General features: G+C 58.3%; 25 protein-coding genes and 1 pseudogene. 9 read left to right on the top strand and 17 right to left on the bottom strand.

From position 1 onward, the window contains the following. Positions 1-35: 35 nt before the first annotated feature. The 9 genes and pseudogenes from B7444_RS04830 to ileS form a co-directional block, all read right to left on the bottom strand. Positions 36-956, bottom strand: a complete 921-nt coding sequence (locus B7444_RS04830; RefSeq protein ID WP_007283122.1) for a substrate-binding domain-containing protein — start codon at positions 954-956, stop codon at positions 36-38. A 99-nt stretch (positions 957-1,055) separates the two neighbouring features. Continuing rightward, the gene (locus B7444_RS04825) at positions 1,056-1,826 is read right to left on the bottom strand and encodes an SDR family NAD(P)-dependent oxidoreductase (RefSeq protein WP_007283121.1); all 771 of its coding nucleotides are present in this window, start codon (positions 1,824-1,826) and stop codon (positions 1,056-1,058) included. Positions 1,827-1,846: 20 nt separating this feature from the next. Beyond that, positions 1,847-2,860, bottom strand: coding sequence for an AraC family transcriptional regulator (locus B7444_RS04820; protein WP_007283120.1), 1,014 nt, complete (start codon positions 2,858-2,860; stop codon positions 1,847-1,849). A 137-nt stretch (positions 2,861-2,997) separates the two neighbouring features. After that, positions 2,998-3,369 (bottom strand): annotated as a pseudogene (locus tag B7444_RS04815) (alcohol dehydrogenase catalytic domain-containing protein); the annotation flags it as partial. A 445-nt stretch (positions 3,370-3,814) separates the two neighbouring features. Further along, entirely contained in the window at positions 3,815-5,530 is a 1,716-nt protein-coding gene (gene dld, locus B7444_RS04810; RefSeq protein WP_007283118.1) for a D-lactate dehydrogenase, read from the bottom strand. Positions 5,531-5,710: 180 nt separating this feature from the next. Then, positions 5,711-7,582, bottom strand: coding sequence for a DNA mismatch repair endonuclease MutL (gene mutL / locus B7444_RS04805; protein ID WP_029495856.1), 1,872 nt, complete (start codon positions 7,580-7,582; stop codon positions 5,711-5,713). Positions 7,583-7,622: 40 nt separating this feature from the next. Beyond that, complete coding sequence (locus B7444_RS04800) at positions 7,623-8,198, bottom strand: DUF3035 domain-containing protein (RefSeq protein ID WP_016738421.1); 576 nt, start codon at positions 8,196-8,198, stop codon at positions 7,623-7,625. A 50-nt stretch (positions 8,199-8,248) separates the two neighbouring features. Further along, positions 8,249-8,761, bottom strand: a complete 513-nt coding sequence (lspA, locus tag B7444_RS04795; protein ID WP_081603777.1) for a signal peptidase II — start codon at positions 8,759-8,761, stop codon at positions 8,249-8,251. Next, positions 8,761-11,607, bottom strand: coding sequence for an isoleucine--tRNA ligase (gene ileS, locus B7444_RS04790; protein ID WP_007283113.1), 2,847 nt, complete (start codon positions 11,605-11,607; stop codon positions 8,761-8,763). The genes lspA and ileS overlap by 1 nt, the downstream gene beginning before the upstream one ends. A 196-nt stretch (positions 11,608-11,803) precedes the next feature. On the opposite strand from ileS, the gene B7444_RS04785 reads away from it, so the two are divergent. Together B7444_RS04785 and B7444_RS04780 are read left to right on the top strand one after the other, a co-directional pair. After that, positions 11,804-12,769, top strand: a complete 966-nt coding sequence (locus tag B7444_RS04785) for a TraB/GumN family protein (protein ID WP_007283112.1) — start codon at positions 11,804-11,806, stop codon at positions 12,767-12,769. Positions 12,770-12,856: 87 nt separating this feature from the next. Next, positions 12,857-13,633: a tetratricopeptide repeat protein gene (locus B7444_RS04780; RefSeq protein WP_007283111.1), complete on the top strand. Its 777-nt coding sequence runs from the start codon at positions 12,857-12,859 to the stop codon at positions 13,631-13,633. Between the two features lie 38 nt (positions 13,634-13,671). On the opposite strand, the gene B7444_RS17435 is transcribed toward B7444_RS04780, so the two are convergent. The 8 genes from B7444_RS17435 to B7444_RS04735 form a co-directional block, all read right to left on the bottom strand. After that, positions 13,672-13,857 carry a TonB-dependent receptor gene (locus B7444_RS17435; RefSeq protein WP_081603776.1) on the bottom strand — a complete coding sequence of 62 codons (186 nt, stop codon included), beginning with the start codon at positions 13,855-13,857 and terminating at the stop codon, positions 13,672-13,674. A gap of 276 nt (positions 13,858-14,133) precedes the next feature. Beyond that, positions 14,134-15,057 (bottom strand): bifunctional riboflavin kinase/FAD synthetase, encoded by a 924-nt coding sequence (locus B7444_RS04765; protein WP_007283108.1) that lies wholly within the window; start codon positions 15,055-15,057, stop codon positions 14,134-14,136. Continuing rightward, a complete protein-coding gene (gene mtnC / locus B7444_RS04760; RefSeq protein ID WP_007283107.1) occupies positions 15,054-15,734 on the bottom strand; it encodes an acireductone synthase in 681 nt (226 codons plus the stop codon). The genes B7444_RS04765 and mtnC overlap by 4 nt, the downstream gene beginning before the upstream one ends. A 9-nt stretch (positions 15,735-15,743) precedes the next feature. After that, positions 15,744-16,298, bottom strand: a complete 555-nt coding sequence (locus B7444_RS04755) for a 1,2-dihydroxy-3-keto-5-methylthiopentene dioxygenase (RefSeq protein WP_007283106.1) — start codon at positions 16,296-16,298, stop codon at positions 15,744-15,746. Between the two features lie 3 nt (positions 16,299-16,301). Beyond that, entirely contained in the window at positions 16,302-16,928 is a 627-nt protein-coding gene (locus B7444_RS04750; RefSeq protein WP_007283105.1) for a methylthioribulose 1-phosphate dehydratase, read from the bottom strand. Beyond that, positions 16,928-17,185, bottom strand: coding sequence for a twin-arginine translocase TatA/TatE family subunit (locus tag B7444_RS04745; RefSeq protein ID WP_007283104.1), 258 nt, complete (start codon positions 17,183-17,185; stop codon positions 16,928-16,930). Before B7444_RS04745 ends, B7444_RS04750 begins: the two co-directional genes overlap by 1 nt. Positions 17,186-17,256: 71 nt before the next feature. Then, complete coding sequence (locus tag B7444_RS04740; protein WP_007283103.1) at positions 17,257-17,727, bottom strand: CHAP domain-containing protein; 471 nt, start codon at positions 17,725-17,727, stop codon at positions 17,257-17,259. Further along, positions 17,724-18,332: a regulatory protein RecX gene (locus tag B7444_RS04735; protein ID WP_007283102.1), complete on the bottom strand. Its 609-nt coding sequence runs from the start codon at positions 18,330-18,332 to the stop codon at positions 17,724-17,726. The genes B7444_RS04740 and B7444_RS04735 overlap by 4 nt, the downstream gene beginning before the upstream one ends. A gap of 63 nt (positions 18,333-18,395) precedes the next feature. On the opposite strand from B7444_RS04735, the gene B7444_RS04730 reads away from it, so the two are divergent. The 7 genes from B7444_RS04730 (at position 18,396) to B7444_RS04700 (ending at position 25,981) form a co-directional block, all read left to right on the top strand. Then, positions 18,396-19,961 carry a D-aminopeptidase gene (locus B7444_RS04730; RefSeq protein ID WP_007283101.1) on the top strand — a complete coding sequence of 522 codons (1,566 nt, stop codon included), beginning with the start codon at positions 18,396-18,398 and terminating at the stop codon, positions 19,959-19,961. A 151-nt stretch (positions 19,962-20,112) separates the two neighbouring features. Beyond that, entirely contained in the window at positions 20,113-21,315 is a 1,203-nt protein-coding gene (locus B7444_RS04725) for an aspartate aminotransferase family protein (protein ID WP_035729735.1), read from the top strand. Positions 21,316-21,356: 41 nt separating this feature from the next. Next, positions 21,357-22,286, top strand: a complete 930-nt coding sequence (argF, locus tag B7444_RS04720) for an ornithine carbamoyltransferase (RefSeq protein ID WP_048855124.1) — start codon at positions 21,357-21,359, stop codon at positions 22,284-22,286. 47 nt (positions 22,287-22,333) lie between these two features. Then, complete coding sequence (gene hslO / locus B7444_RS04715) at positions 22,334-23,215, top strand: Hsp33 family molecular chaperone HslO (RefSeq protein ID WP_007283098.1); 882 nt, start codon at positions 22,334-22,336, stop codon at positions 23,213-23,215. Further along, complete coding sequence (locus B7444_RS04710) at positions 23,212-24,285, top strand: hypothetical protein (protein ID WP_007283097.1); 1,074 nt, start codon at positions 23,212-23,214, stop codon at positions 24,283-24,285. Before hslO ends, B7444_RS04710 begins: the two co-directional genes overlap by 4 nt. A 17-nt stretch (positions 24,286-24,302) precedes the next feature. Further along, on the top strand, positions 24,303-25,133 hold the full coding sequence (locus B7444_RS04705) for a hypothetical protein (RefSeq protein ID WP_007283096.1): 831 nt from the start codon (positions 24,303-24,305) through the stop codon (positions 25,131-25,133). Between the two features lie 137 nt (positions 25,134-25,270). Beyond that, positions 25,271-25,981 carry a gluconate 2-dehydrogenase subunit 3 family protein gene (locus B7444_RS04700; RefSeq protein WP_007283095.1) on the top strand — a complete coding sequence of 237 codons (711 nt, stop codon included), beginning with the start codon at positions 25,271-25,273 and terminating at the stop codon, positions 25,979-25,981. Positions 25,982-25,985: the final 4 nt, after the last annotated feature.

The raw sequence follows: 25,985 nt of genomic DNA, 5'->3' as shown, positions 1-25,985 counted from the left end.
ATGTTCCCTCCGGAATTCGGGGCCGCCTTCGGAATTTACCAGCTGAACGTCTTGGCTTTCGTCGCGTCGATCAGCTCGACATCAACAGGCAGGACCTTCGGCACGCCTGCGCCCCATTTCCTGGCAAGGGCGAGCGCCAGTGCCAGACGGATTTCCTGCCGGGGGAACTGCGCAGCCGTAGCGATGAAATGAGAGCCTGGCTTGCTGATGGCCTTCACGGCTTCCGGGTTGCCATCAACGCTGACCAGCTTCACGTCTGAACCACTGGATTCGATAGCGGACAGCACACCGAGCGATCCGTTGTCATTGACGCTGAAGATACCTTTCAGATCCGGGTTGGCCTGGAGCATGTTCTCAGCCACCGTCAGAGCCTGATCGCGCTCCTGCTTGCCGTTCTGAACGCTGACAATCTTGATATCTGAATGCTTGGCGATAGCGTCTTTGCAGCCTTTGACACGCTCAAGAATGGGAACGACCGGGATACCGTCGATGATTCCGATATTGCCGCTCTTGATCGTCGTGGCGAGATACTCGCAGGCCTTGAAGCCGGCATCATAGTTCTTGGACCCCACAAACGCATCGAGCGGACCGCCAGCCTGAGCATCCACCGAGACGATCGGGATGTTCTTGTCATGAACGCTCTTTACGACGGACGTGACGCCTACTGTATCGGTCGGGTTGATGATGATGATCTGCGCGCCCTGCTGGATCATGTCCTCAATGTCACTCACCTGCTTGGAAACATCATGATGCGCATCACTGATGATGACATTCGCACCGATCGTGCCAGCGGCTTCCTGCAATGCGTCCTTCATGGTGACGAAGTACGGATTGTTCATTTCCTGAAAGGAAACGCCAATTTTCAGCGGGGTTCCAGCTGCGGCAGCCGGGTCTGACAGGGCCGTCCCGCCAAGAGCGAGAGACAGAAGGGCCAGCGGAAGCGTCTTGGTCTTCATGTTACACCTGTTGATCTGCATGAAATGCGCAGGCCATTCCCTGCACATGGCCTTGTTAAAACCGTAAAATCACATGTCTTTATTTGAAGATGTGGCGGCCTAAAGGGCTGTGTATCCGCCATCGACAAATATTTCCTGCCCGTTGACCATGCTCGACGCGTCGGAGGCGAGATACAGAACTGTATCCGCGACATCTTCCGGTGTTGCGACACGGCCAGCGGGGATCTTTTCCAGTAGCTTTTCCAGCTTGTTCCCAACGCTCCAGACGCGTTCACCCATGGGCGTCCAGACGACTGTGGGGCAGATGGCATTGGCCTGGATGTTATGAGCCGCCCATTCCGCCGTCATGACCTTGGTGAGACCGTTCAGACCAGCTTTGGAGGCAACGTAAGCACCATGGTCAATCAGCGCGACAGAGCTGGCCTGGGAACTGATGTTGATGATTTTCCCACGCTTGCGTTCAATCATGCCCGGCGCAAAGGCACGGGCGAGAAGCCATGGCGCACGCAGGTTAATGGCCTGCACAGTGTCCCACTCTTCGACGGTCTGTTCCACCAGAGGGCGAGGGAAACTGACGCCAGCATTGTTGACGACAATATCCACCCCACCCCACGCTGCGTTCACTGTCTGCGCGACAGCGTCCGGAGCCATCGGATCACTGAGATCGGCAACAACCGTGAGGCATTGACGACCATGGCCTTCCACGATCCGGCATGTTTCGGCCATGTCGGTTTCAGAACGCGCAACAGCGACAATATCGGCCCCCGCAGCACTCAGAACGTCGCAGATCGTAACACCAAGCCCGCGGGATGCACCCGTGACAAGAGCTTTGCGACCATCGAGGGAAAAACGTTGTGGAAGTGTTGGCATGATCTGTTTTCCCTTGTCGGTCAGTTCAGGAAATCTGCGGCATCTGCCTGCGGAAGGGCCGTCATTTCACGGGCATGGCGGCGGTATTCCCGTGGCGTGCAACCACGCAGGCGCAGGAAGATGCGGTTAAAATTGGACAGGTTGTTGAAGCCGGAAGCAGCCCCGATTTCCGTGATTGAGAGTGTGGAACTGGCCAGCAGATGGCACGCGTGACACACCCGCAGCCGATGCAGGAAAGACATGAAGGTGTCGCCCGTCGCAGACCGGAACTGGCGAGAGAAGGTTGAGGCGCAAAGGCCCAGATCCTGCGCCAGATGGTCGTGCCGGATTTCGGATGGGTCCATGGCCATCAGGGATGTGATGACACCGCTCATCCGCTGCATTTCCGGGCTGTTGAGAGCCTTGGTCTCCCCTTTGAGGGACAGCGTCCTGAACGGAGCAGATGTCAGTGTGGCAAGAAGATCCAGACAGGCGGCCAGCTTCCTGGCTCCCTGAAAAGTCCCGATTGCTTCGAGTTTCTCCCCGAGGGCAAGTGCTTCAGGGCCGGTGAATTCAACACCAAGAGTAGACCCCTGAAGCAGGTTTCTCAGTCCGCCCAACTCAGGACAGAGCGCCATCAGGCCTTCAATCCATTTAGCGCTAAACTGAAGAACAACATCTCGTCCTGTGAGCACTTCACCCGGCTTGAGCGGGCTGAACCAGCCATGTGGTAGGTCAGGTCCAACCAGAACAAGCTGGCGTGGCCCGAAACTCCCGATATAGTCCCCGATGATCGCACGACCTTCGCTCTGTGTGATCAGGTGCAGTTCGTATTCCGGATGATGGTTCCAGCGTGCCAGAGGGTCGGGATAGTCATGCTGATGCCAGCGGAAACTGGTGTTCGGCTCCGCATGGATCGTCTCGTAAACAGGACGCGTGTTTCCTTCACTGACAGGCGCTTTTGCTTTCAGGGAACTGACCATTCCAAGAGCTGAAGCCCGACTGGCAATCGGGGAGAACGGACCCTGCTTGGGCGATTTCTGCGTTACGGACATGATGGCACCGCCTCTCAGAGAACGATCTGGAGTTTGACGTCGCTCGGCTGAGCCTCGGCAGCCCGTTCAAAAGCGGCAATACCCTGATCAAAAGGGAATGTTTCCGACACAAGCGGCTTGAGATCGATTTTCCCTGCACTGATACAGCCGTGGATTGGCGGGGTCGCCCAGAAGCGAACAGCAGGATCAACGGTGTACCGAACCATCAGCGTTGCACGGGATTGTGGGTCTGGGATACCCGGCTCCCTGCACACCCAGTCCCCGACCTTCAGAGACCGGACATGGCTTCCGACTTCAGTGATTGTTCCAGAGGCTTCGTGTCCCAGCACCATGGGCTCACAAACAACGAAGGGCCCAATGGCACCATGCGTGTAGTAATGCACGTCGCTGCCGCAGATACCCACCATATGGATGGCGATACGGACATCATCCGGTCCAAGCTCCGACGGAAGGGCGATCTCCCGTAGAGAGAGTTCACCTCTCCTTTCAAACACCAGTGCCTGAGCCATACCCAACCGTCTCCTGTCGCACGTTTTATCATCAGATGTGATCAGAAGTACGGATTATATGTTATATATAACATTGAATAGTTTATTTTTTCCTCGTGATTGATACTATTTTCTGTTCTATAATTCCGGATTGGAAATTATTCCCATCAAGAATATCAATTAAATATCTGTTTTATATCATGTAATTTTATAAAATCCGTCTATGACATGGGGAATTTTGCCCGTCTCAGATCGAAATTTTTCATGTTAAAAATCACATAAATATGAGGAAGCGGGGCATGAGCAGTGCATGCCTCGACGGACACGCCGTCTTTAGACTCGTGCAATTACAGGTCCAGACAATATTCAGGAAAATGAGAGGGCTGATCTGTCTGATCCCCTATCAGCCCATTTCAGGATCAGCGCTGCGGGCCTGACGCAAAGACCCGCAGCGGAACACGATCCATCACACGCTTTCGGCAACCCAGTTCCGCTTTTTGGTCGCTTTGCCAATCCCCGGATTGAAGCAGTTGCACGGGTCAAGGCTGCGATAATGCTCAAGCATGTTCTCGGGTGCATCGTAGAGATGACCAACGTTGTGCTCAGCCGGATACCGGGCGCCACGCGCTTCCAACCCTGGCAGCATGGAGTGCTCCACGGCCATGGCGTTGCAGCCCTTTTTCACCACGTAATCCTGATGCATCACATGGCAGAAAAAGTGACCGTAATAGAGTTTGACGATCAGCTTATCTTCAATGTCTTTGGGAAGGGTTTCGAACCACTCGCGGTCATTCCGACGAAGGGCAACGTCAAGCGCCACAATGTCTTCTGCCGTTTTGGAATGCACGGCCCGGTAGCGGATGGCTGCCCCCGCTGCGGCAAAACGGTGCAGGAAGGCAAGCTTCCCCTCTTCCGGAGTACAGGCGAAGAAATCCCCTGCCGTCTTTGAACGCCAGTCTTCCAGATAGGCTTTCACCGGGCCGGCCAGTTCTGCAGAGACCTTGAGCATGAGATGGTGCTCGAAACGGTCCCTGAAATCGCACATGCGCGCGGGGAGCTGCTTGGGAATGATCTTGCTGAACGCCTGAAGGAGCAGATCGCTCAGATGGCTGGAAATTCCGGGAATGCGCTGCATGGCAATGTCGAACCGGGATTTCAGACCAAAGAACGTCGGCAGGAACCGCGTGCCCATATAGCGGATAATGGCCGTCGTATCCTTGCCGTACACCTCGGCGATATTGAACGCATCACGATGGATATATTCCCCGGCGATCGGCAATTCGTCGAAGCTGGTCAGGATATAGCGCCGCAGGTCTTCCAGATCATGCGTGCTGCTGGTCCCGATGTAGAACACAGCCGGGTTCTTGTTCGCCTTGAACGTGTCGAGACGCACCGCAAACACAACCAGCTTGCCCGCACAGCCTGCTGCTTCGTGCCAGCGGTTCGGGTCCGCATTGAAGCGCGCGGGAGTTTCGGCATCTACGTCCCGGACGTGTTGGGCATAACCCGCGTCATGGCCACGGCCTGCGTTCCAGTCGATGGCATTTTCCTGAAACTGCCCATTCTGCACGGCGGACAGGATCTGCTCCGGATCACCTTCTAACCGGATACCAAGATGATTGACGAGATGCAGCGTTCCATCCGTGCCCATCTGGCCGAACAGAGCCATTTCCGTGAAGGCTGGTCCGCGCTGAACGAGCGCACCGCCGGAATTGTTGCTGACGCCCCCCAGAACAGAGGCGCCAATGCAGGACGAACCAATAACGGAATGCGGCTCGCGACCAATTTTAGCGAGTTTTTCTTCCAGATCATGCAGGGTAGAACCAGGCAGACAGACGACCTGCTTGCCCTCACCGATCAGATGAATGCCATCCAGCCGGTTTGTGCTAATGATGACGATCTCACGGTCATAATCATTACCATCTGGCGTTGAGCCGCCCGTCAGGCCTGTATTGGCAGCCTGCATGATGATGATCTTGCCGCTTTCCGCACAGAGCTTCGTGGCTTTCCAGAGTTCGACAAGACTTCCGGGTTGCAGAACGGCCAGAACATCTCCGAGACCGAACCGGTATCCCTTGCGAAATCGATAGGTCGCGTTGGGCTTGGTCAGAACATGTCGTCGGCCGACGATGGAGCGAAGCGTATCGAGGAAAGCCGCGTTACCGCTGGTGGTGGCCGACATGTCTGTAGTCTTCCTTTCCCGCATACGGGTCCGCAGGAATGGCCACGGGTCCGTCAGGGTGTGTTGAGTTCAGAAATAAACGTCTGTCAAAAGACAGGGTTACGAAAAAAGACCCTGAAACGCGCATCGTCCATGCCTCAGGTCAAAGACGGATGTCACGATTGGGAGAGGATGTGGCAGCTATTTAATCCGTCCAAAGAGCCGCTCGATTTCACTTCGGGTCAGTTTCAGCCAGGTCGGGCGACCATGCGAGCAGGTATTGGCGCGCGGTGTGCGCTCCATATCTCTCAAGAGGGCATCCATTTCTTCGGGTTTCAGGCGACGCCCTGCACGGATACTGCCATGGCAGGCCATCCGAGCCAGAATGGCATCCAGTCTGTGCGAAAAACTGTCCGTATTGCCAGCGTCCAGGTCCGGATCATTCGCCAGTTCATCGGCCACATCCCGCAGTAGGCCCTGAACGTCCTTTGTCCCCAGAAGGGCTGGCACCGAGCGAAGCAGAACGCTCCCCGACCCGAAAGACTCAATATCCATCCCCAGCCGGGATAGATCTTCAGAGCGGGCCAGCAAAGCCTCGGCCTCACGACGGGGAAGGTCAATGACTTCGGGCAAAAGAAGAGCCTGAGACCGAAGCGCACCGCTGGCGTATTGCTCCCGCAGGCGCTCATGGGTCAGGCGTTCATGCGCGGCATGCTGGTCTACGAGAACAAGATCCCCATCAGGGGCGACTGCGATGATGTAGGTATCGAAGACCTGCGCGACGGATGCCCCCAGAGGAAACGAGGGGTCCATCTGTTCCGGGACAGGCTGGGGAGGACGCGCAGCAGGCGTGAAGCCAACGTCCTGCTCCGCGAAGCCCGAGTGTTCGATGGCCGTGAGCGGCTGAACCGCTACACGGGACGCAACAGGCGGAGCAGCGAAAGGCAATGTGGCCGGGGTACCGACATGCACAGGCGCGTCGACCGGCACATCCGGTCGTGGCGGGTAGGAAATGGAGGGGCGCGAAGGGCGAATGCCAAAGCTGGCATGGATGCCGCCTCCCCCGCTTGAGCCATGCCCGAGCGCACGCCCCAGTCCGCCAATGACCAGCGCCCGCACTTCGGCCTCATCCGCAAAACGCAGTTCCGTCTTGGCAGGATGGACGTTCACGTCCAGCCGTTCCAGCGGGACCTTGAGATGCAAGGCCATCACGGGGAAACGTCCGCGCTCGATAACCGGACGATAGGCGACACGAATGGCCGTCCGGAGCATCGGGTCCGTCACCGGACGGTGATTGACGAGAATGAACTGCCCGGAACCGGTCGCGCGGGTCTTTGCCGGGCCGCAGGCGAACCCGGACAGGCGGATGTGCCCGCGCTCTTCATCCAGCGGGATCAAAGTGTCAGGCGTTGTATCCAGAACCGTTGCGGCACGGGCAATCGGGCTTTGTTCTGGAAGGTCAAACAGGAGCTTATCATCCAGCGTGACCCGTATTGCACAATGGGGAGCGCTCAGGGCCAGGCGCCGCATGACTGATTCAGCGTGGCTGTTCTCAACACGCGGGCTTTTCAGGAATTTGCGACGCGCGGGGGTCGCAAAAAAGAGATCCGTCACGACAATGCGTGTGCCTACGGGGCCAGATGAGGGCTGTGGTGGCGTAATGACACCGCCGTCCACACGGATACACCAGGCCGTGTCCGAATCGGGGGTGCGAGACGTGATGGAGAGACGCGCACTGGCCCCGATGGAAGGAAGCGCCTCTCCGCGGAACCCGAGTGTGCGGATCTGGACGAGGCGTTCGTCCTGCAATTTGGAGGTACAGTGACGCTGAACAGCCATGTCCAGCTCTTCGGGCGTCATGCCGCAGCCATTATCCGTCACGTCGATGCGGTCTGTGCCACCTGCGCGCAACGCGACGACAAGACGTGTGGCCCCGGCATCAATCGCGTTTTCGACAAGCTCCTTAAGGGCTGCCGCAGGCCGTTCGATAACTTCACCGGCCGCTATCAGATCAACGACATGACCTGAGAGGCGGCGGATAACTGGACGAAAAGGAGGTGTCAGTTCAGACAGGACAGTGTCTCACGATCCTGAGGGAGTGGAACGTGCTGTTTTACAGCACGCCCAGAAAGTGAGTGGCCTTTTTCTTGACCGTCGGCGTCGCGCCTGTAGCCGGATTACGACCCAGAGCCGAGTTCTCACGGATACGGCGGTTTTCGGCATCTCCATCCACGACAGAGCCTGCCTGGCCGCCCTTCCAGAACATCAGATTGTCGACAAAGCCAGCATCGGCGGTTCCGAGCTCGGCGTTGTTGGGAGCATTCGCAGCCTTGTCTACCTCACCCACCAGTGTGGACTGGCCGCTGCTGTTCTCACCCGTGATCGGGTGCAGCGCCGTGTCTGGTGACAGGGTTTCAAGCGCCTGCATGCGTGGGCTCTCGTCCGGACGGTGCGCATCTGCGGCGCCCGGAAGCTGCATCTTCTCTGAAGGCGGCATAGAGAGGGGGGCACGCGTCGTTACGGTGTATTCGTCGGGCATGTAGCGCTCCATGCCGAAGGCACGTTCCACATCGCTGCCTGAGCAGCCGGACAGCATCAGGCCGAATGAAGCGATTGCACCCATCTGTACGCTGAGACGGGCAACTGGAAGACGGTTACGGCGCATTGAGGGACCCTGGGACGCGATCATGATTGGAATAGTCCTACAGTCCGCGCCGCGCGGGGGCAAGCTCCGCTTGCTCACTGCGGCTGGCTGTTACGTTCGGCGAGAAGGGATTCGATCAGCCAGACGGCAACACCGCAGACAATGCCGGCATCTGCCACATTGAACACATACCAGGACCAGCCGAACGCATGGGCGTGCAGAAAATCTACGACCGCCCCATAGCGCAGGCGGTCAATGACGTTGCCTATGGCACCGCCAGCAATGGCGCCACAGGCTCCGGCGACAAGCGTGCGACGGGTTTTCGTCATGGTCCAGATCAGAAAACCAACGGCCAGAAGCGAGACCGTACAGAACACCAGCGGGCCTTTGCTTCCCAGACCACCGAACATCCCGAACGTCACAGCATGGTTCCAGACCATCGTGAAGTTCAGGAAGGGCAAAATCTGGACAGACCCTTTCTGCGGCAGGTCATAACCGTAGAGAATCCAGTCCTTGCTGGCCTGATCCAGAACAAGGACCAGAACCAGCAAAGCGAGCCCCAGAACCAGCCGGCCCATGCGGCTCATGCCTTCCTGCCAAAGGGACATCAGGCACTCACCACACTGATACAGCGGCGGCACAGCGCCGAATGCTCGGCATTCTCACCGACCTCCGGAAGCACCTTCCAGCAACGGGCACATTTGTGACCCGGTGCACGCTCGACCTGCGGGCCACCGTGAGCGGTTTCGCCGGGCAGAAGCTCGATCTCGGCATGCGACGTGATGAGCAGTTCGGCCCAGTCGATACCCGTGAGAGACGCGGCTTCTTCCTGCGAGATTGGCAGGGTGACACTGGCTTCGAGGGAGGCACCGATCGTACCATCACGGCGCGCTGTTTCCAGCTCGGTCGTGATGAGGCGGCGATAGGCACGGATTTCGTCCCAGTTGGCACCGAGCTCCGGATTGTTCCATTCAGCGTCCGGCTCAAAGAACTGCTCCAGATGGATGCTGCTTTCTTCGCCAAAACGGGCATTCCAGGCTTCTTCCGCCGTGAAGACCAGCACGGGAGCGAGCCACGTGCAGAGCGCACGGTGCAGGATATCCAGAACCGTACGGGCAGCACGGCGCGTTGGGTCAGAAGGCGCGTCGCAGTAGATCGCGTCCTTGCGGATGTCGAAATAGAACGCGGACAAATCCGTTGTGCAGAAACCGTGCAGCGCCGGGTAGACACCAACCCACTGATGCGTCTCGACAGCCTTGCTGATCAGGCCGCGCAGTTCCGACAGGCGATGCAGGATATACTGCTCAAGCGGCGGCATCTCGGCGTAAGGAACAGCTTCTTCTTCCGTGAAGCCATCCAGCGCGCCCAATAGCCAGCGCAGCGTGTTACGCAGGCGGCGATACAGTTCGCCCTGCTGCTTGAGGATCTCGTTGCCGATCCGCAGATCTTCGTTGGTGTCGGAGTTCAGAACCCACAGACGCAGGATGTCAGCGCCCAGCGAGTCCGTCACGTCCGCAGGGGCAATGACATTACCGAGGGACTTGGACATCTTGCGGCCCTGCTCGTCCAGCACGAAGCCATTCGTCACAAGAGCCTTGTAAGGGGCGACACCGCGCGTCCCGACGCTTTCCAGCAGGGAAGACTGAAACCATCCGCGATGCTGATCGGAGCCTTCCAGATACAGGTCTGCCGGGAAGTTCAGACCTTCCTGCCCCAGCACGAACTGATGCGTGGAACCGGATTCGAACCAGACGTCCACGATATCGAAGACCTGTTCGTAATCGTCCGGATTGCGGTTGTTACCAAGGAAAACGGCCGGGTCTGTATCGTACCAGACGTCAGCGCCCTTTTCGTTGAAGGCCTTGACGATCCGATCCATGACATCTGCATCACGCAGGACTTCACCACTCCGCTTTTCGACGAAGACAGCAATCGGCACGCCCCACGCACGCTGACGGGAGATGCACCAGTCAGGACGCTGCTCGACCATGGAGGTCAGGCGGCGACGGGCGGCTTCAGGGACAAAAGTGACGGGATCGAGCGCCTTGAGGGCCTTCTCACGCAGCCTGGTCTCCCCATCCATCGCAATGAACCACTGTGGGGTGGCGCGAAAGATGATCGGAGCCTTGGAGCGCCAGGAATGCGGGTAGGAATGACGGATCTTGCTGCGGGCCATGAGACCGGTCGCAGGAGCATCATCATGCTCAGCAGACTGCCGCGCTTCGGTCAGCAGATCACAGACCGGGTCAGCAGCCTTGAAGACATGGATGCCTTCGAGATGCGGCACCCATGAAGCGTACCGACCGTCATCCTGCACCAGTTCAGGGACTTCGATGCCGAACTGGCGGCAGACGATAAAGTCATCCTGACCATGAGACGGCGCCATGTGAACAAGGCCCGTACCCGCGTCTGTCGTGACGAAATTGCCCGGAAGCATCGGCACATCATATTCGTAGCCACGACCACGTAGCGGATGAGCGGCAATAGCACCTTCCAGCGCGTTGCCGGGTAGGGTGTACAGGATATGATGGGCGCTGATGCCCGTTTCCGTGCAGAAAGCTTCAACCCGATCTTCAGCAATCAGCAGGCGCGCACCCTGCGGAACGACACTGGCTTCCGTTGTCTCATCAGCACGCAGAACCACGTATGTGATGTCCGGGCCATAGGCGAGCGCGCGGTTGGCGGGGATGGTCCACGGCGTTGTGGTCCAGATAACGGCTGAAACGCCTTCGAGCGCATCGCCCGGGGTCGGATCTTTCAGGATCGGGAACGCGACAAAGATCGTGGTGGAATCGACGTCGTGGTATTCGATCTCGGCTTCGGCAAGGGCGGTCTTTTCAACCGGGCTCCACATGACCGGGCGCAGACCACGATACAGACCGCCATTCAGCAGGAACTTGCCGATTTCCGCCACGATCTTGGCTTCAGAACTGAAGTCCATCGTGACGTAACGGTTGGCCCACTCTGCCTGAACACCGATGCGCTTGAAGTCTTCTGCCTGTTTACTCACCCATTCGGCGGCATACTGGCGACATTCCGCACGGAACTGGAGCAGCGGAACCTGATCCTTGTCCTTACCGGCCTTGCGGTACTGTTCCTCGATCCGCCATTCGATCGGCAGACCATGGCAGTCCCAGCCTGGCTGATAGCGGACTTCGAAGCCCGACATGCGATGCGCGCGGTTGATGACGTCTTTCATCACCTTGTTGAGCGCGTGACCAATGTGAATGTGCCCGTTGGCGTAGGGCGGTCCGTCATGCAGCGTGAAGACCGGGCGTCCCTTCCCTTCCTCACGGATCTTGCCGTCCAGGTCCATGGCGGCCCAGCGGGCCAGCGTGTCAGGCTCGCGCGTCGGCAGCCCGCCCCGCATGGGGAAGCTGGTGCGAGGCAGGAACACAGTATCGCGGTAGCGATCCTGCTGTTCTTTGAAGGTCGTATCGGACTTGTCGGACATGGGACGGGCCAACTTTGGTCATTCACACAAAATAAGGGGGACCATATGGAGATTGGGCGGGGATGCGGTCAAGTCTTCTCAGGCAAGTCTCCTGAGGGAAAACCATGTCTTTGATAGGAAAGACGCCCTTGTGGATTGTCTCTCCACCGCAGACATGATGTGCTGACGGGACATGATTTTATCCGGACGCATAGTAATGAAAAGACTTTGGCTGGCCGCGTTTCTGAGTATGGCTCCCGCACTGGCAGTGGCGCAGACGCCTCGTTGCCCGCCTCCAGCTTCCGTTCCACCGAAATCCGAACTGTTTCACCTGCTCATGGCAGCACAGGACCGGGGTTTTCTCTGGAAAATTACGAAAGACGGGCATTCCTCTTGGCTGTATGGAACCATTCACGCTTCCCGGCAGGAATGGATGCTGCCTGGCCCCCATATCCGCACAGCCATGATGAAAAGCGATCTCGTCGCGCTGGAACTGAACCTTCAGGACCCCGCAACACTCGCCACGCTTCGCAAGCCTGAAGACCCGGACCGCATGCAGCATCTGGTCCAGTCTGGACGCAAAAGAAAACTGGATGACCTTGCGGCAGGGCTCTGTCTGCCGGTCAACAATTTTTCAAAAACGGCGGTCGGGCTGGAAGCTGCGGGCTTGAGTACGGCAGTCGGGCGTGTTGACGGGTATTATCCGGATTACGCCGCTGATCTGGTCATTCAGGGCATCGCAGCTGGTATGAAAAAGGAGCTGATCCCGCTTGAGGATGCTCAGACCCAGCGTGATCTGATCATCTCCACCGATCAGGGGGATGAAGACACATTCATTGACGGGGTCATCAAGGACGTCTCTTCCGGCGAGGCCAGAACGGATGAAAAGCGGCTTGTCGAGATGTGGGGTCGCAGTGATGTGTCCCAGCTTCAGCATTATGACGCATGGTGCAAATGCCTTCGCACCGCAAAGGAACGCCAGCAGACCAAGCGCCTTCTGGATGACCGCAATGTCGAGATGGCACAGAAAATCCTCTCCCTGCACGAGTCCGGGAAGTCCCTGTTCGTTGCGGTGGGCTCTTTGCATATGGCCGGCCCCAAAGGGCTTCCGGCTCTGCTGAAACAGGATGGTTTCGACATCCAGCAGATCGTTCCAGCCGCAACCAGTTCCAGCGCCCTTTGAACGCGCTGCCGACTTTGCCAGACAGGGCGCAGGAGATACACTGAAAGCGCAGTATCTTCTGCCCCAGATGGTAGGAATGAGTTTGAAATGAAGCGTGTTTTCAGAAAAGTCTTTTCATCCCGGAAAACACCTTCTGACCCCTCATCCCTACCACAGAATATTGAAGAAATTCGGCAGAAAGCCCTGAAGGGGCATCATCTGGAAATCGTTCAGTGGGGACAGGTGCTGCTGAACAGCATTTATGTTCCAAAAGACCCGGTGTCCGCGCTGGAATGGTTCACCATTGCGGCGAGAGCGGGTTTTGGGCCGGGCCATAACATGCGGGGCCGGTGCTTCCAGTTCGGATGGGGATGCGATAAGGACCTGACGGAAGCCGCACGCTGTTATGAGGAAGCAGCGAAAGCCGGGGATGAATGGGGGCGATACAATCTGGGGATTCTGACCATGCGCGGGATCGGCCAGCCTCAGAATTTACCCAAAGCACTCACTCTGTTCCGAACCGCCGCACAGAACGGCCATGCAAAATCCATGAATCTGTATGCGCGATTTCTAGAGGAAGGGTGGGTGGTGCCGCAGGATCGGGCAGCGGCTCTGGACTGGTATCGTCAATCTGCCGAAGGCGGCGATTATCGCGGGCAGCATAACTTTGCGACGGCATTGGCAGATGCCGGTCAAGTCGAGGATGCTTTGGGCTGGTGGCGCAAGGCCGTCGTGGATGCGACGTCTGACATCCTGCTGGCAATGAGCCAGAAGCTCGCTCTATTGGGTAAAAAGCGCGATCAGGCTCTGGAAGAGCATGTTCAGATACGGCTCAGGGACCTGGGCATTTCGATCCCTGAAAATGTGAATGTCAGGCCGATGTGAGCCAGCCTGACTGACGCTTCGGTAGTTTGCTGAGATATTTACAAGGAACGAGCGGCCAATAACTGTGTGGCGCGGTCCGAGAACAGGTTGCTGCAGTTCAGGCGATTGTCGAGATTGTAGCCATTCATCGCGATACGCCAGTGCTTACGGAAATTACGGGAAATGACAGCGTCCCATCCCGTCGTTGCAAGCACCCGGACCGTATTAGCAGCGTTCAACCACACACCGTCACGCCATGTCAGACCGCCACCAAATGTGACAATTCAGGGCTTGTTAGGCGCAATTGTGTCAGTCGACCAGATGGTTGCCGAGTTCTTCGGGGCATTCTGGGTACGCTTGCCAACATCTGCAGCCGTCAGGGAACTCAAGGTTGTTGCGTCACCTTTTTTGTACAGAGCGTGTCCCACATCAGAAAGATTGACGAGATTTGCAGGAGCGGAAAAGGCCGCGTCTCTGCCGAGAGACAGCCTTTTAAAGAACATCGAAGATCAAGAGCGTCTTCAGGCTCCAAGTAAATCCCGGGCCTGCTGAGCATCCTGCGCAATCTGGGCTTTAAGTTCATCAAGGCCCGAGAAGCGCTTCTCTTCCCGAAGAAGAGCGATCAAAGCGACGCTGAGAATCTTGCCGTAAAGGTTCTCTGAAAAATCAAACAGATGGGCTTCGAGCCGGCTTTCCTGCCCGTCATTGATTGTTGGGCGACGGCCCAGATTGGCCACTCCTGGAAATACGCGTCCATCAGGAAGCGTCACACGAACAGCATAAACGCCACGCGCTGGTTCAAGGTGCTGACCGAGCGGGATATTGGCTGTCGGAAAGCCAAGAAGACGCCCTCGCTGGTCTCCCTGAACCACCGGGCCGACAATAGACCATGGACGGCCCAGTTCCTCGGCAGCGCGTTCTGGATACCCTTCTTTCAGCAGACGACGGATTCGACTGGAAGAAATTGGTCCGCCTTCATCAGACAATTGGGACACGACTGTCAGACCCACCCCGTGAGGGGAAAGTAGAGTCTCAAGCCTTGCCGTATTCCCCGTACGCCGATGACCGAAGGCAAAGTCTGCGCCGCATGCAACATGCACCACTCCGAAGCTCCGAATAAGAACATCCTCGACAAATGCTTCCGCACTCAGATGCGAGAAGTCTTCGTCAAACGGGATCTGGAAGACCTGCGAAACCCCCTGCTCCTCCAGAGCCTGTGCCCGGACAGCCGGGAGCATCAGGCGACAGGGAGGGTCCTGCGGGCGGAACAGTTCTCTTGGGTGCGGATCAAAGGTCACCACCGATAGTGGATGATCCGGTCGCGCTGCCCGGAGAGCATGCAGCAGATGCACATGCCCACGATGGACACCGTCGAAGTTCCCAAGGGCTGCGACGGTTCCACGTGCATTTTCTGGGATGGATCGCCAGTCCGTATGCAGAGTCATGCGGGGAGGCTGAACTTCTGGGTGACGTCGTTCAGGTCAACTGCCTGCGGTACACCCTCATGCGGGACTGTCTTGTCCTGCGGGCGCACGAGCTGGCAGATGTGGAGACCGGCCTCTTTCGCGGCATCCAGCTCTGCACCGATATCGGACAGGAAAAGAATTTCTTCCGGCTTCAGAGCGCAGGCCTTGGCGATTTTCGTATAGGACGCTGCCTCTTTCTTTCCTCCTGTGGACAGATCGAAAAAACCCTCGAACAGAGGCGTCAGGTCACCCTGCTCGGTATAGCCATACAAAAGCTTCTGGGACGGAACGGAGCCTGAGGAATAGACTGCCAAACGCAGGCCACCTTTGGACCATGCCTTCAGGGCCGGTGGGACATCCTGGTAAAGATCAGCCCGAAGCGTGCCGTCTTCAAAGCCCTGACGCCATGTGATGCCCTGTAAGGTCTTGAGCGGAGCCGCCTTTTCGTCCTTTGCCATCCAGTCCTGACAGACCTTCAAGGGGTCTTCGCCGGGATGGGAGACCGCAATATCAGCCCGTGCGCCAACGACCTGTGGGTTCGTATGGTCTTCGATCAGGGCCGGAAGTGCCTTGGCGGCATAAGGGAACATGACGTCCCGCACGAAAGAGATCGGCAGGGTTGTGCCTTCGATATCAAGCAGGACAAGACGAATCATGTTGGGCTTTCAGGAGGCAGTGGGAACGTTTGCGGGGAAACGTTCGGCGATATCGTCCCCGCTATATTTTGCAATCCAGCCGGTCGTGTCGGTGAAGACACGCAGGGCGACCACATCTGGCGACGGGCCCGCATCGAACCAGTGTGGAATACCTTCTGGCACGGAGATCAGATCTCCGGCGGTGCACAGAACAGAATAGATCCGGCCATGGATATGCAGGACAAACGCGCCCTGACCATGCACGAAGAACCGGACTTCATCTTCGCTATGCGTATGTTCGGAGAGGAACTTCTTGCGCAGTTCCGGCAGATTGGGTGTGGAGGCGTTGATACGCACCACATCTGCGCTGCCTGCCCCCGTCTCGCCCATCAGAGTATCAAGATACGGGCGATAGGCGGCCAGCACTTCATCCGTCGTCGCATCCTTTGCGGGTGTAACGGGCGCTGACCAGCGCTCGAAACGGATGTTGTGCGGGCGCAGTGTTTCCGCGATTTCCCCTGGGGACGTGACATCGAGAAGAATCGTGTCGGGGCTGTCGTCCCGATAAACAGTCAGTCTACTCATGGTTCAGCGTGCCTTCTGAAGACGGGCGAGATGACAGGCGAGCAGGAACTCCAGGCCTTCAAGACGGGCCAGAGCCGTGAACATATCCTTGCCCCAGACGTAAACACCGTGCCCGCGGATCAGGTAGCCCAGACGCATATCCGGCAGCTTCGGAGCAACAACTGTCGCAAGCCGGGCAATATCCTGATCGTTGTGAAACAGGGGCAGATCAAGACTGGTCTCGTGGGTCGTCTGGCCTTCGAAGACCTTCAGAACCTCATAGCCTGCCAAATTGATAGCGTCTGTTGGCTCATCCATGGAGAGGATGGTCGCCGCCACGGAATGACCATGCAGCACCGCCCCGATCGATGGATCATGCGCGTAAAGCTGGGTGTGCAGCAGGGTCTCGGCGCTGGCGCGATTGGCTGGATCGAGCGGCACGCCCTCAGGGGTGATCTGGATCACATCCTGCTCCGTCAGGAAGCCCTTGTGGCCACCTGACCGCGTGATGGCGATGCGGCCATCATCCAGACGCACGGACAGGTTGCCAGCCGTGGCCGGAACCCAGCCACGCTGATCCATCCGCTGGCCTGCCCGGACTATCTGCCGGGAGGCCTCGGTCCATGCCGTATCAGACGTCGTGTTCAACATCAGACCTGCGTACGGTGCGTATCGCTGTTGGTGGTCGTCTGACTGTAGCCGGGCGACTGGTTGGGGGGCGAAATATGACCAGGTGCCTGAGTGTTTTCAGGCGGCGTCATGTTCTCGTCTTCGCCCATGTTCTTCTTGAAGGATTTGATTCCCTTCGCGAAGTCTCCCATCAGGCCGCTGATCTTCCCACCGCCGCCAAACACGACGAGCAGGACGACCGCCAGGATCAGCCAGTGAACGGGGCTCATGCTGCCCATAATGTATTACTCCGAAAAGCCAAGGCTACACCTTCATGTGGCAAGGCTTGGGCGTTTGTGCAAGCGTTCGCTCAGGACGCATCATCCGGACCGGAGGCCGAAACGAAGCCGTAGGCTGGATAGGCCCTGCGTCCCAGGCCGTGGATGGGTGCCCACCAGACGCGGACGAGAGTCCAGTCATGACCGGGTGAGACATCCGTGACGGGGACATTGCGATCAATGCGCCCCGGCTCCCAGTTAGCATGATCTACAAGGATCGTGCGTGAAGAAATCTGTTTCCGAACAATAGACACGTGCCCGCTTGGCACCCGGGAGGTCGCGCGGAACACCAGAACAGAGCCCGGCGTGGGACTATGACTCCGGGCATAATGCCCGGCGGACTGACGCCACCATGATGCAGCTGCACCACTCAGCTGAAGGCCAGTCCGGGACCGTGCGTAAGGCGCGCACTGAAGCGGGCCATTGAAGCTGGCACGACTGAACTCACGGCTGCCCCCACAGGCTGAAAGAGACAGGAGGAGACAGAGAGCCAGTTTCTTCATGCGCGGCTCCTGAATGCGATGATGCGGTCTTCAGCTTCTTCAGGGTCCATGTCGAGCGCAGTTTCCACAACATCCCGGGAAAACCCGTTGCGGGCAAAGATACCCATGACACGGATGGGGTCTTCCTGAGGGCGATCAGGACGGCAGAAAGGCCCTACACGTCGCTTCCGGGCCAGTACGAGCGCTGCGGCCAGTTCGGCCTCACGGGCGGTATCGTCTGACCTCTCGCCCAGCGATTCGTTGAGGGCATCCTGCGTGACACTCTGGTCAACGCCCTTTGTTGCCAGATGGGCGGCGACGGCGCGACGGGAGCGGCCTGTCCGCGTCAGGTTCAGGGCGCGGGAGCGGGCAAACCCGGCATCATCAACCGCACCCAGTTCCGTCATGGCAGAGACGACGTCATCCACGGCGGGACGCAAAGACGCTATCGTTGCTTCCACATCTTCTTCCGGCATCCCGGCACGCACCGCACGGGTGCCCCACCGACGCAGGCGGCGGTCCAGCATCTGTCGCAGGCCGTGCTCGGTTGTGGCGAAACGGGCCAGATGAGCCAGAGCCGTTTCACGCAACGCCTTGAAATCGGGAGCGGTTGGTATGTCCTCCATAGAGAAGGAGTATGCTGCCAAGTAAGCATTTACGGCAAGATCGGATGAGGCCATCATCGCCTCATGAGCGACTCTTTTTCAGCCCGTCTCGAGGCGGCCGTCTCCGCCATTCCTGCCCGCTATCCCGGTCCCGGCGGGGCTGTTGCCGTTGTAAAGGACGGCGAGGTTCTCGTCCGCCATACATGGGGGTACGCCAATGCGGAGCGGCGGCTTCCGTTCACGCCATCTACGTTGTTCCGTATGTGCTCCATCACCAAGCAGTTCACCTGCGGGGTGATGCTGGATCTTTTTCAGGATCCGACAGAGCTGGATGGGGACGTCGATGACCGTCTGCCCCAGCTTGATGAGCCTGCTCCCGGAGCGCTGCATCTGGCGCATAACCAGTCCGGCCTGCGGGATTACTGGGCGGTGGCGATGCTGCATGGTGCGCCGATCGAAGGGGAGTTCGGAGACCGGGAAGCACGGCGTGTGATTGATGGAACACGCACGCTCCAGTTCCAGCCGGGCACATCCTATTCCTATGTGAACCAGAATTTCCGCCTTTTGTCCGACATTCTGGAAGACCGGACGGGTCGAAGCTTTGCAGAGCTTCTTCAGACGTCCGTGTTCAATCCAGCCGGGATGGAACGCGCCATTCTGGCAGCCGAAACCCGCGCCATGCCCGACGGGACGGTTGGATATGAAGGCACTGTTGAGAGCGGCTTCCGACCGGCAATCAACAATGTTCTGTGGACGGGCGATGCCGGACTTGGCGCCTCGCTGGATGACATGATTGCCTGGGAGCGCTTCATTGACGCGACACGCGATGATCCAGACGCGCTTTACAATCGCCTGACGGCCCCTGTGACCTTTCTGGACGGAACGTCTGCGCCCTACGGCTTTGGGCTGCAACGGACCTCGATGTTCGGGCAGGACGTGACAATGCATGGAGGCGCCCTGCGTGGCTGGCGCTCTCACCGGCTGCATGTAGCCTCCGAGCGACTGTCCGTGGTGGTGATGTTCAATCACATGGCCCCCGCTCAGGTAGCCGCTGCGCAGATTTTGGCCACCGCCCTTGGTGTGCCTTACGAACCCGATCGCACGACCCAGCAGCCGCTTGAGTTGTACGGCACATATCTGGAGCAGGAGACGGGACTGTCTGCCCGAATCGAACCTACTCCCGGGGGGGCACAGCTTCGCTATCTGATGATTCCGGAGATGCTGGAAGGTGTTTCGCCATCACGCGCGGAGACACCCAATGTCCGGCTTGTTCGTCAGGGCGATGAAGTTCGGATGGAGCGACCAGGGGAAAACCGGGTCGGTATTTTGAAGGCCTGTGATGAGACGCCGGGTGAAGACATTGATGCCCTTGAAGGGATCTATCGCTGTGAAGAGCTGGACGAGGCCGAAGTCACGATCGAACTGACCAACGGCGTGGTTTACGGCGGTTTTTCAGGCATTCTCGGAAATGGCCGCATGGAGCCACTTCAGCGACTGGCGAAAGACGTCTGGGTTCTGCCCTGCCCGCGTGCTCTGGATCATACCGCACCGGGAGACTGGACGCTGGCTTTCGAGCGGGATGCAATAGGTGTGAATGCGGTCCGGGTCGGGTGCTGGCTGGCCCGGGATCTCGTTTACAGACGCGCCTGAAGCCGTTCTTTCCCCGCAAGGGGTTTGACGGATCGCATTTCTGCCGCGCAGTATGTGTCTGCGGAATCTTTGGCCCTGCCCCGGGCGACCGGGGCAGGGTTTTCCGATTCTGCAGCTTTTCATTCACCCCGATTCAGGATCGTCGATCATCATGATCTCCGCCCTCATGCCCAATTACAAACGTGCCGACCTTGCTTTCGAGCAGGGCGAAGGCGTCTGGCTGACGGCATCGGACGGGCGACGATATCTGGATTTCGGGGCCGGCATTGCCGTCTCTTCGCTTGGCCATGGGCATTCGAAGCTGGTGAAGACCATTGCGGATCAGGCTGCGAAGGTCATGCACGTCTCGAATCTCTATCGCATTCCGCAGGCTGAAAAGCTGGCGGACCTGCTGGTGAAGAACTCATTCGCGGACTCCGTGCTGTTCTGCAACTCGGGTGCTGAAGCGAATGAAGGCATGGTGAAGATGATTCGCCGCGCCCAGTTCGAGAACGGCCATCCGGAACGGACGCGCGTTCTGTGCTTTGACGGGGCCTTCCATGGCCGGACGCTGGCCATGATTTCCGCAACCGGCAACCCGGCCTATCAGAAGGGTTTCGGCCCCGTTGTCGAAGGTTTCGACCACGCGCCGTTCAACAACACGAACACGCTGCGGGCGGCCATCACGCCGGAAACGGCTGGCATCATTGTGGAGCCCATTCAGGGCGAAAGCGGCATCAAGCCTGCAACGGAAGTCTTCATGAAGGCCCTTCGTGCGGTTTGTGACGAGCACGGCATCTATCTTGGCTTCGACGAAGTTCAGACGGGTGTCGGCCGGACGGGCAAACTGTTTGCGCATGAATGGTACGGCGTCAAGCCGGACGTCATTTCCATTGCCAAGGGTATTGGCGGCGGCTTCCCGCTCGGCGCTGTTCTGGCGACGGAAGAGCTGGCCAAACATCTGACCCCCGGCTCTCACGGGACGACATTTGGCGGCAACCCGCTGGCTTGTGCCGCCGGAACGACCGTTCTCGAGGAAGTGCTCAGCCCCGGCTTTCTGGAACACGTCTGTGCCGTTGGAGACGCGTTCGGCACGATGCTCCAAGGCGTTGTGAAGCGCTCTTCCGGCGTGTTTGACGATGTGCGCGGCATGGGCCTGATGCGCGGTCTGCACTGTGTACCACCGGTCGGTGAGGTCATGCCGTTCGTAACGGGTGCCGGTCTTCTGACGGTTGGCGCAGGGGACAATGTTCTGCGTCTCGTGCCGCCACTGATCGTGACGGAAGAAGACTGCAAAATCGCATGTAACAAACTGATTGAGGCAGCCGAAGCCTTTGTGACTGCCGGAAAACTGGAACAGGAGACAGTGTCGTGAGTCTGGCTATCGCCCCCCGGACGGTTGGAACGGAACAGCAGATGCCACGGCATTTTCTTGATATTCGCGATTTCAGCGGAGACGTCATCCGACAGATCATTGATCTGTCGGCCCGCGTCAAAGCTCTGCAGAATAATCGTGCACGCCCCCTGCATCCGGAGCGCCCGCTTGAAGGACGGACCCTTGGGCTGATGCTGGCACAGCCTTCCACCCGGACGCGTGTGTCGTTCGAAGTCGGAATGGGTCAGCTTGGCGGTCAGGTTTCGGTGCTGTCACCGGGGGACATGCAGCTTGGGCGCGGTGAGACGATCGCGGATACCGCACGGGTTCTGTCGCGCTTTCTGGATGTGATTGTTCTGCGGACCGGCAAGGACGAGAACCTGCGTGAACTGGCGAAGTGGAGCACGGTTCCAGTCATCAACGGGCTGACCCCAGTGTCCCATCCGATCCAGATTCTGGCGGATGTCCTGACGTTTGAAGAACATCGCGGCCCGATTGCGGGCAAGACGCTGGCGTGGATCGGTGATGGCAACAATGTTGCGACCTCTCTGATGGAAGCTGCCGCCCTTCTGAAATTCAATGTCCGTCTGGCAACGCCTGCCGGTTTTGCGCCCAGCGAGCGTGCAGTGTCGTGGGCGCGTGAGAACGGTGCTTCCATCGAGATCTTCCGTGACCCGACCGAGGCTGTGTCCGGTGCAGATGCTGTCCTGACCGATACCTGGGTCAGCATGGGCGACAAAGACCGCGAGCAGCGTCTTGCGGCGTTCCGCCCTTATCAGGTGGATACAGCCCTTATGGCACAAGCTGCGCCTGATGCCCTGTTCCTTCACTGCCTCCCTGCCCATATCGGGGAAGAAGTGACGGCGGATGTTTTCGAAAGCCCGGCGTCTGTTGTTTTTGATGAAGCCGAAAACCGGCTTCATACACAGAAGGGCCTGCTTCTCTGGGCCCTTGGGAGAGAGAACGGGTGATCGATACACCTCCATTTCTTGACAGGGCTCGTCCCAACGTCCCGAACATGGTTGTTTCTGGCGGTATTGTTCCGTTTTATCTGGAACGTTCGCCTGTTCGTGGGCGCCTTGTCAGACTGGGAAAGCTGGCCGATGCCATCCTGTCCCGCCATGATCTGCCCGATGTCGTTCTGGAACTGGGCGGTCAGGCTCTTGCCCTCGTCGCGGCCATGGCGTCTGCCCTGAAGTTCAAGGGCTCCTTCTCCCTTCAGATCAAGGGGGATGGTCCGGTCACAATGCTGCTGGCGGATGCGACGGATACGGGGGATCTCCGTTTTACGGCGCGTCTTTCAGAAGACGCTGATCCGGCAAACCTGCCAGAGACAGCTCCCGAGCTACTGGGCAATGGCTACATGGCCTTCACCATTGACCAGGGGGCGGAGATGGACCGCCATCAGGGCATTGTGGAACTAACGGGAGAGACACTCTCCGACATGGCCATGCATTACTTCAAAACCAGTGAGCAGCATGAGTGCCTGATCCGCCTGTTCTGCACAAAAACGCTGGATGGGTGGCGGGCCGGTGCGCTGGTTCTGGAACGCATTGCGGCCGAAGGTGGTATTGAAACGGTCGCCCAGGATGACGATGCGTGGGAAACGGCCTGCACGTTTGCCGAGACGTTCCAGCCCGGTGAGATCTTTGATGAAGATCTGGGCAGTGGTGACCTGATCTATCGTCTGTTCGGAACGTTGGATGTTCAGATCGCCACTCCGCGGGCTCTGGCTTATGGCTGCCGCTGTTCTCGTGCCCGTCTTGCCTCCGTGCTCGACAGGTTCAGCACTGACGATCTGGATCATATGGTTGAAGACGGAGCCATTACGATGAACTGTGAGTTCTGTAATGTCGGCTTCCGCTTCACCCGCGATGAACTGGGAGATAAACCTGAATGACGGCTTCGCTGCTTGACGGTATCGAGATTGATGATTCGCCCGCCGGGGCACTTTATCCCGGATGGACGGCAATAGATCGTCAGCCGGTCATCGGGCAGTTTGAAGTTGTGGTCTTTCAGGACGCGGCAAGTCGAAGACAGGCCTGCTGGTGGGTGCAGGAAGGGCTCTACAAGGGCAGTCATGTTCTGGCCCTGCCACCGACGGTCCAGAATGATCTTCTGACAGCCATGGACCCTCTGTTCTGGCCCTTGGCAGAGGGTGTTCTGGGGGGAGACATCCGGGATGATGCCCGCACCTTCAGAACAGACCTCCCGGAAACGGCTTTTCGTGAACTGGCCGGGTCCTGGCTGGGACGTCATGCGCCTCATGCCGTCTTCATTGCAGCGGGTCATGCAGATAGTGGTGAGGCACTGACCTGTCCTGACGGAAAGCCTGTTGCAGAAGGCCGGATGAAAGCCCTGCTTTCTGCAAAGCGCAGCGGTGGCACTCTGATTGTATCTTCACCATTTTCGGCCCTGCCCGTCCGCGCCCAGATTGAAATGAAGTTGGGCTCTTCTGCCACCGCCTACCGCTTCCATGACGAAACGGAAAACGCTGTTTTTTATCTTGTGTGGGATGAGTCGGCGCCAGACCGTCGACCATCTTTCTATTATCCCAAAGGGCCTCTGCTGATCAGCGATTCCCCCGCTGGACCTCTTTTTCCAGGCTGGATCCTGGAATGGTACGCACGACATTCAGATCATGCAGACGCCATCCGCTCTGCACGACCGTTTCTTCCAGAAGACTTTGGTGTGGGTCAGGCCTCCTCGCTTCGAGCCCCCAAAACCACACAGGATGAGCCTGCTGTCTCTCCTCCAGCCTCTGTCGCGGCGGCACAGCACGAGCAATCCGCCGGGACTCCCCTCGACACCAAACCGGAAGCGCTTCAGGAAGTACCAGAGCCTGTGAAAGCGCCGCAGAGATCCTTTTTGCCGGAGCTTCCACTGGACCCCGCTCCGGTATTACAGTCGCCCCCAAAAAAGGGGCTGTTCGGACGGCTGAAAACACTCTTGGGCCGACACGACAGATAAGATCAGGAGACTGGGTGATGGGTATGCGATACTGGATCGGAGCAAGTGTTCTGGCGTTTTCCCTTGGTCTCGGAGGGTGCGCAGACAATGAGCCGACACAGACCTTTCCACCCGCTGATTATAGCTATCTGTCCCAGCTTCATCTGAATGTCGCTACAATCAATATTCAGGATGAGGCTTTCCCTTCCCCGGATTCCCTGAGCGCCAAAGCCCCTACGCCTCCAGATCAGGCGCTTAAACAGATGGCTGGCCAGCGTCTTGTGGCTAGCGGTCAGACGGGGCAGGCAGATTTCATCATCAAACAGGCTTACATTTCTGCCGCAGGAGAGAACACAATTTCCGGCGCCATGGACGTACAGTTGAATGTCGCGGATACGGGCAACCTGCATACAGGGTACATTCATGCCCGGATCAGCCGCAAACTGGACACTGGCTCCAAAAGCGCCACGTCTCGTGCATCCCTGTATGAACTGACGAACCAGATGATGCAGGACATGAATGTTGAGCTGGAATTCCAGATCCGTAAAAAGCTGATGAGCTGGATGACAGACGCCATCGGTAATCCGCTCGTTGGCGGCGGAGTACAGCAGCAGTCCCTGACCGCACCGGGCACCGTTCCGGCACCTGCGGTTTCAACGCCTGCTGCTACACTCCCTCCCGCCGTCGCCCCCAGCGTGCAGCAGCCTCCCGCTGCAACAGCGGTTCAGCCCAGCGTGCCAGACGCCATTTTCCCGACCGGATCGGGCGATGACAGTGTTCCTGCGGTTTCTGCACCAAAACAGAAGTCTCCTCCCATGGGGACCCTGCAACTGCCATCCACCTCGCAAAGCACGAGTTCAGGCGGCTAAAATCATTATCCTCGTGGGGTTGTAATCGCTCAGGGGCTGGCTTCGGACCTGACGCTTAATCTATGGGGTCTTCTGCTGCCTCATTTCGGATATGTTCTTTTCCCGAACATGGCCCCACCCTCGTTCTGGAGACCACTGTGCCCCCGAAGGAACCGACACTGACACGCCCCCTTCGCCGTAGTTTCGTCAAAGGCCTTTTGGGCTCCACGTCATTCTGGATGGTCAGCGGGCATTCGCACTGGGCTGAAGCGCTGGCTCAGGAAGCGCAGAAGCCCTATCAGCCCACCTTCTTCACCCCTGATGAATACCGTTTCGTGGAAGCCGCAGCAGAGCGTCTTTTCCCGCAGGATCAGCATGGACCAGGAGCGCAGACCCTGGGGGTTGCCGAATTCATTGATCGACAGATGGAATCTCCATACGGGCATGGAGACAACTGGTACATGTCCGCACCTTTTGTGCAGGGACCGGCCAATCTTGGGTACCAGCTCCCCTTTGTCCCGCGCGATCTGTACCGAAAAGGAATCGCGGGCCTTGAGACCTATACTCGCCAGCAGCATGGAAAAGTCTTTGCCGATCTTCCGTCGGCTGCACAGGAGCAGATACTGACGGCGCTCGAAGGCGGATCTGTTTCGCTTGGAGATGTTCCTGGACGTGTTTTCTTTGAGCAACTGCGCACCAACACGCTGGAAGGTGCTTTTGCCGATCCTCTCTATGGCGGGAACAAAAGGCTTGGAGGATGGCTGATGCTCGGCTTCCCAGGTGCCCGCGCCGACTTTATGGACTGGGTCAATCAGGACGGAGAGGCGTATCCCTTTGGCCCGATTTCGCTCTCGGGTGAGACGGCCTGAGGAG

Source organism: Gluconobacter thailandicus F149-1 = NBRC 100600 (genome assembly GCF_000964465.1).
GTDB classification, from domain to species: Bacteria; Pseudomonadota; Alphaproteobacteria; order Acetobacterales; family Acetobacteraceae; genus Gluconobacter; species Gluconobacter thailandicus.
The sequence above is the reverse complement of the archived record's forward strand: the minus strand, read 5'-3'. Positions and strand labels throughout refer to the sequence as shown.

Bases quoted from the DNA above. Each gene is read 5' to 3' on its own strand.
- B7444_RS04785 (WP_007283112.1), top strand. From the start codon at position 11,804: ATGAAAAGACTTTGGCTGGCCGCGTTTCTGAGTATGGCTCCCGCACTG.
- B7444_RS04820 (WP_007283120.1), bottom strand. From the start codon at position 2,860: ATGTCCGTAACGCAGAAATCGCCCAAGCAGGGTCCGTTCTCCCCGATT.
- B7444_RS04745 (WP_007283104.1), bottom strand. From the start codon at position 17,185: ATGGGCAGCATGAGCCCCGTTCACTGGCTGATCCTGGCGGTCGTCCTG.
- B7444_RS04755 (WP_007283106.1), bottom strand. From the start codon at position 16,298: ATGAGTAGACTGACTGTTTATCGGGACGACAGCCCCGACACGATTCTT.
- lspA (WP_081603777.1), bottom strand. From the start codon at position 8,761: ATGTCCCTTTGGCAGGAAGGCATGAGCCGCATGGGCCGGCTGGTTCTG.
- B7444_RS04735 (WP_007283102.1), bottom strand. From the start codon at position 18,332: ATGGAGGACATACCAACCGCTCCCGATTTCAAGGCGTTGCGTGAAACG.
- B7444_RS04750 (WP_007283105.1), bottom strand. From the start codon at position 16,928: ATGTTGAACACGACGTCTGATACGGCATGGACCGAGGCCTCCCGGCAG.
- B7444_RS04825 (WP_007283121.1), bottom strand. From the start codon at position 1,826: ATGCCAACACTTCCACAACGTTTTTCCCTCGATGGTCGCAAAGCTCTT.
- ileS (WP_007283113.1), bottom strand. From the start codon at position 11,607: ATGTCCGACAAGTCCGATACGACCTTCAAAGAACAGCAGGATCGCTAC.
- argF (WP_048855124.1), top strand. From the start codon at position 21,357: ATGCCACGGCATTTTCTTGATATTCGCGATTTCAGCGGAGACGTCATC.
- B7444_RS04705 (WP_007283096.1), top strand. From the start codon at position 24,303: ATGGGTATGCGATACTGGATCGGAGCAAGTGTTCTGGCGTTTTCCCTT.
- B7444_RS04800 (WP_016738421.1), bottom strand. From the start codon at position 8,198: ATGATCGCGTCCCAGGGTCCCTCAATGCGCCGTAACCGTCTTCCAGTT.
- B7444_RS04725 (WP_035729735.1), top strand. From the start codon at position 20,113: ATGATCTCCGCCCTCATGCCCAATTACAAACGTGCCGACCTTGCTTTC.
- hslO (WP_007283098.1), top strand. From the start codon at position 22,334: ATGGTTGTTTCTGGCGGTATTGTTCCGTTTTATCTGGAACGTTCGCCT.
- dld (WP_007283118.1), bottom strand. From the start codon at position 5,530: ATGTCGGCCACCACCAGCGGTAACGCGGCTTTCCTCGATACGCTTCGC.
- B7444_RS04710 (WP_007283097.1), top strand. From the start codon at position 23,212: ATGACGGCTTCGCTGCTTGACGGTATCGAGATTGATGATTCGCCCGCC.
- B7444_RS04830 (WP_007283122.1), bottom strand. From the start codon at position 956: ATGAAGACCAAGACGCTTCCGCTGGCCCTTCTGTCTCTCGCTCTTGGC.
- B7444_RS04730 (WP_007283101.1), top strand. From the start codon at position 18,396: ATGAGCGACTCTTTTTCAGCCCGTCTCGAGGCGGCCGTCTCCGCCATT.
- B7444_RS04765 (WP_007283108.1), bottom strand. From the start codon at position 15,057: ATGACTCTGCATACGGACTGGCGATCCATCCCAGAAAATGCACGTGGA.
- mtnC (WP_007283107.1), bottom strand. From the start codon at position 15,734: ATGATTCGTCTTGTCCTGCTTGATATCGAAGGCACAACCCTGCCGATC.
- B7444_RS04780 (WP_007283111.1), top strand. From the start codon at position 12,857: ATGAAGCGTGTTTTCAGAAAAGTCTTTTCATCCCGGAAAACACCTTCT.
- B7444_RS04740 (WP_007283103.1), bottom strand. From the start codon at position 17,727: ATGAAGAAACTGGCTCTCTGTCTCCTCCTGTCTCTTTCAGCCTGTGGG.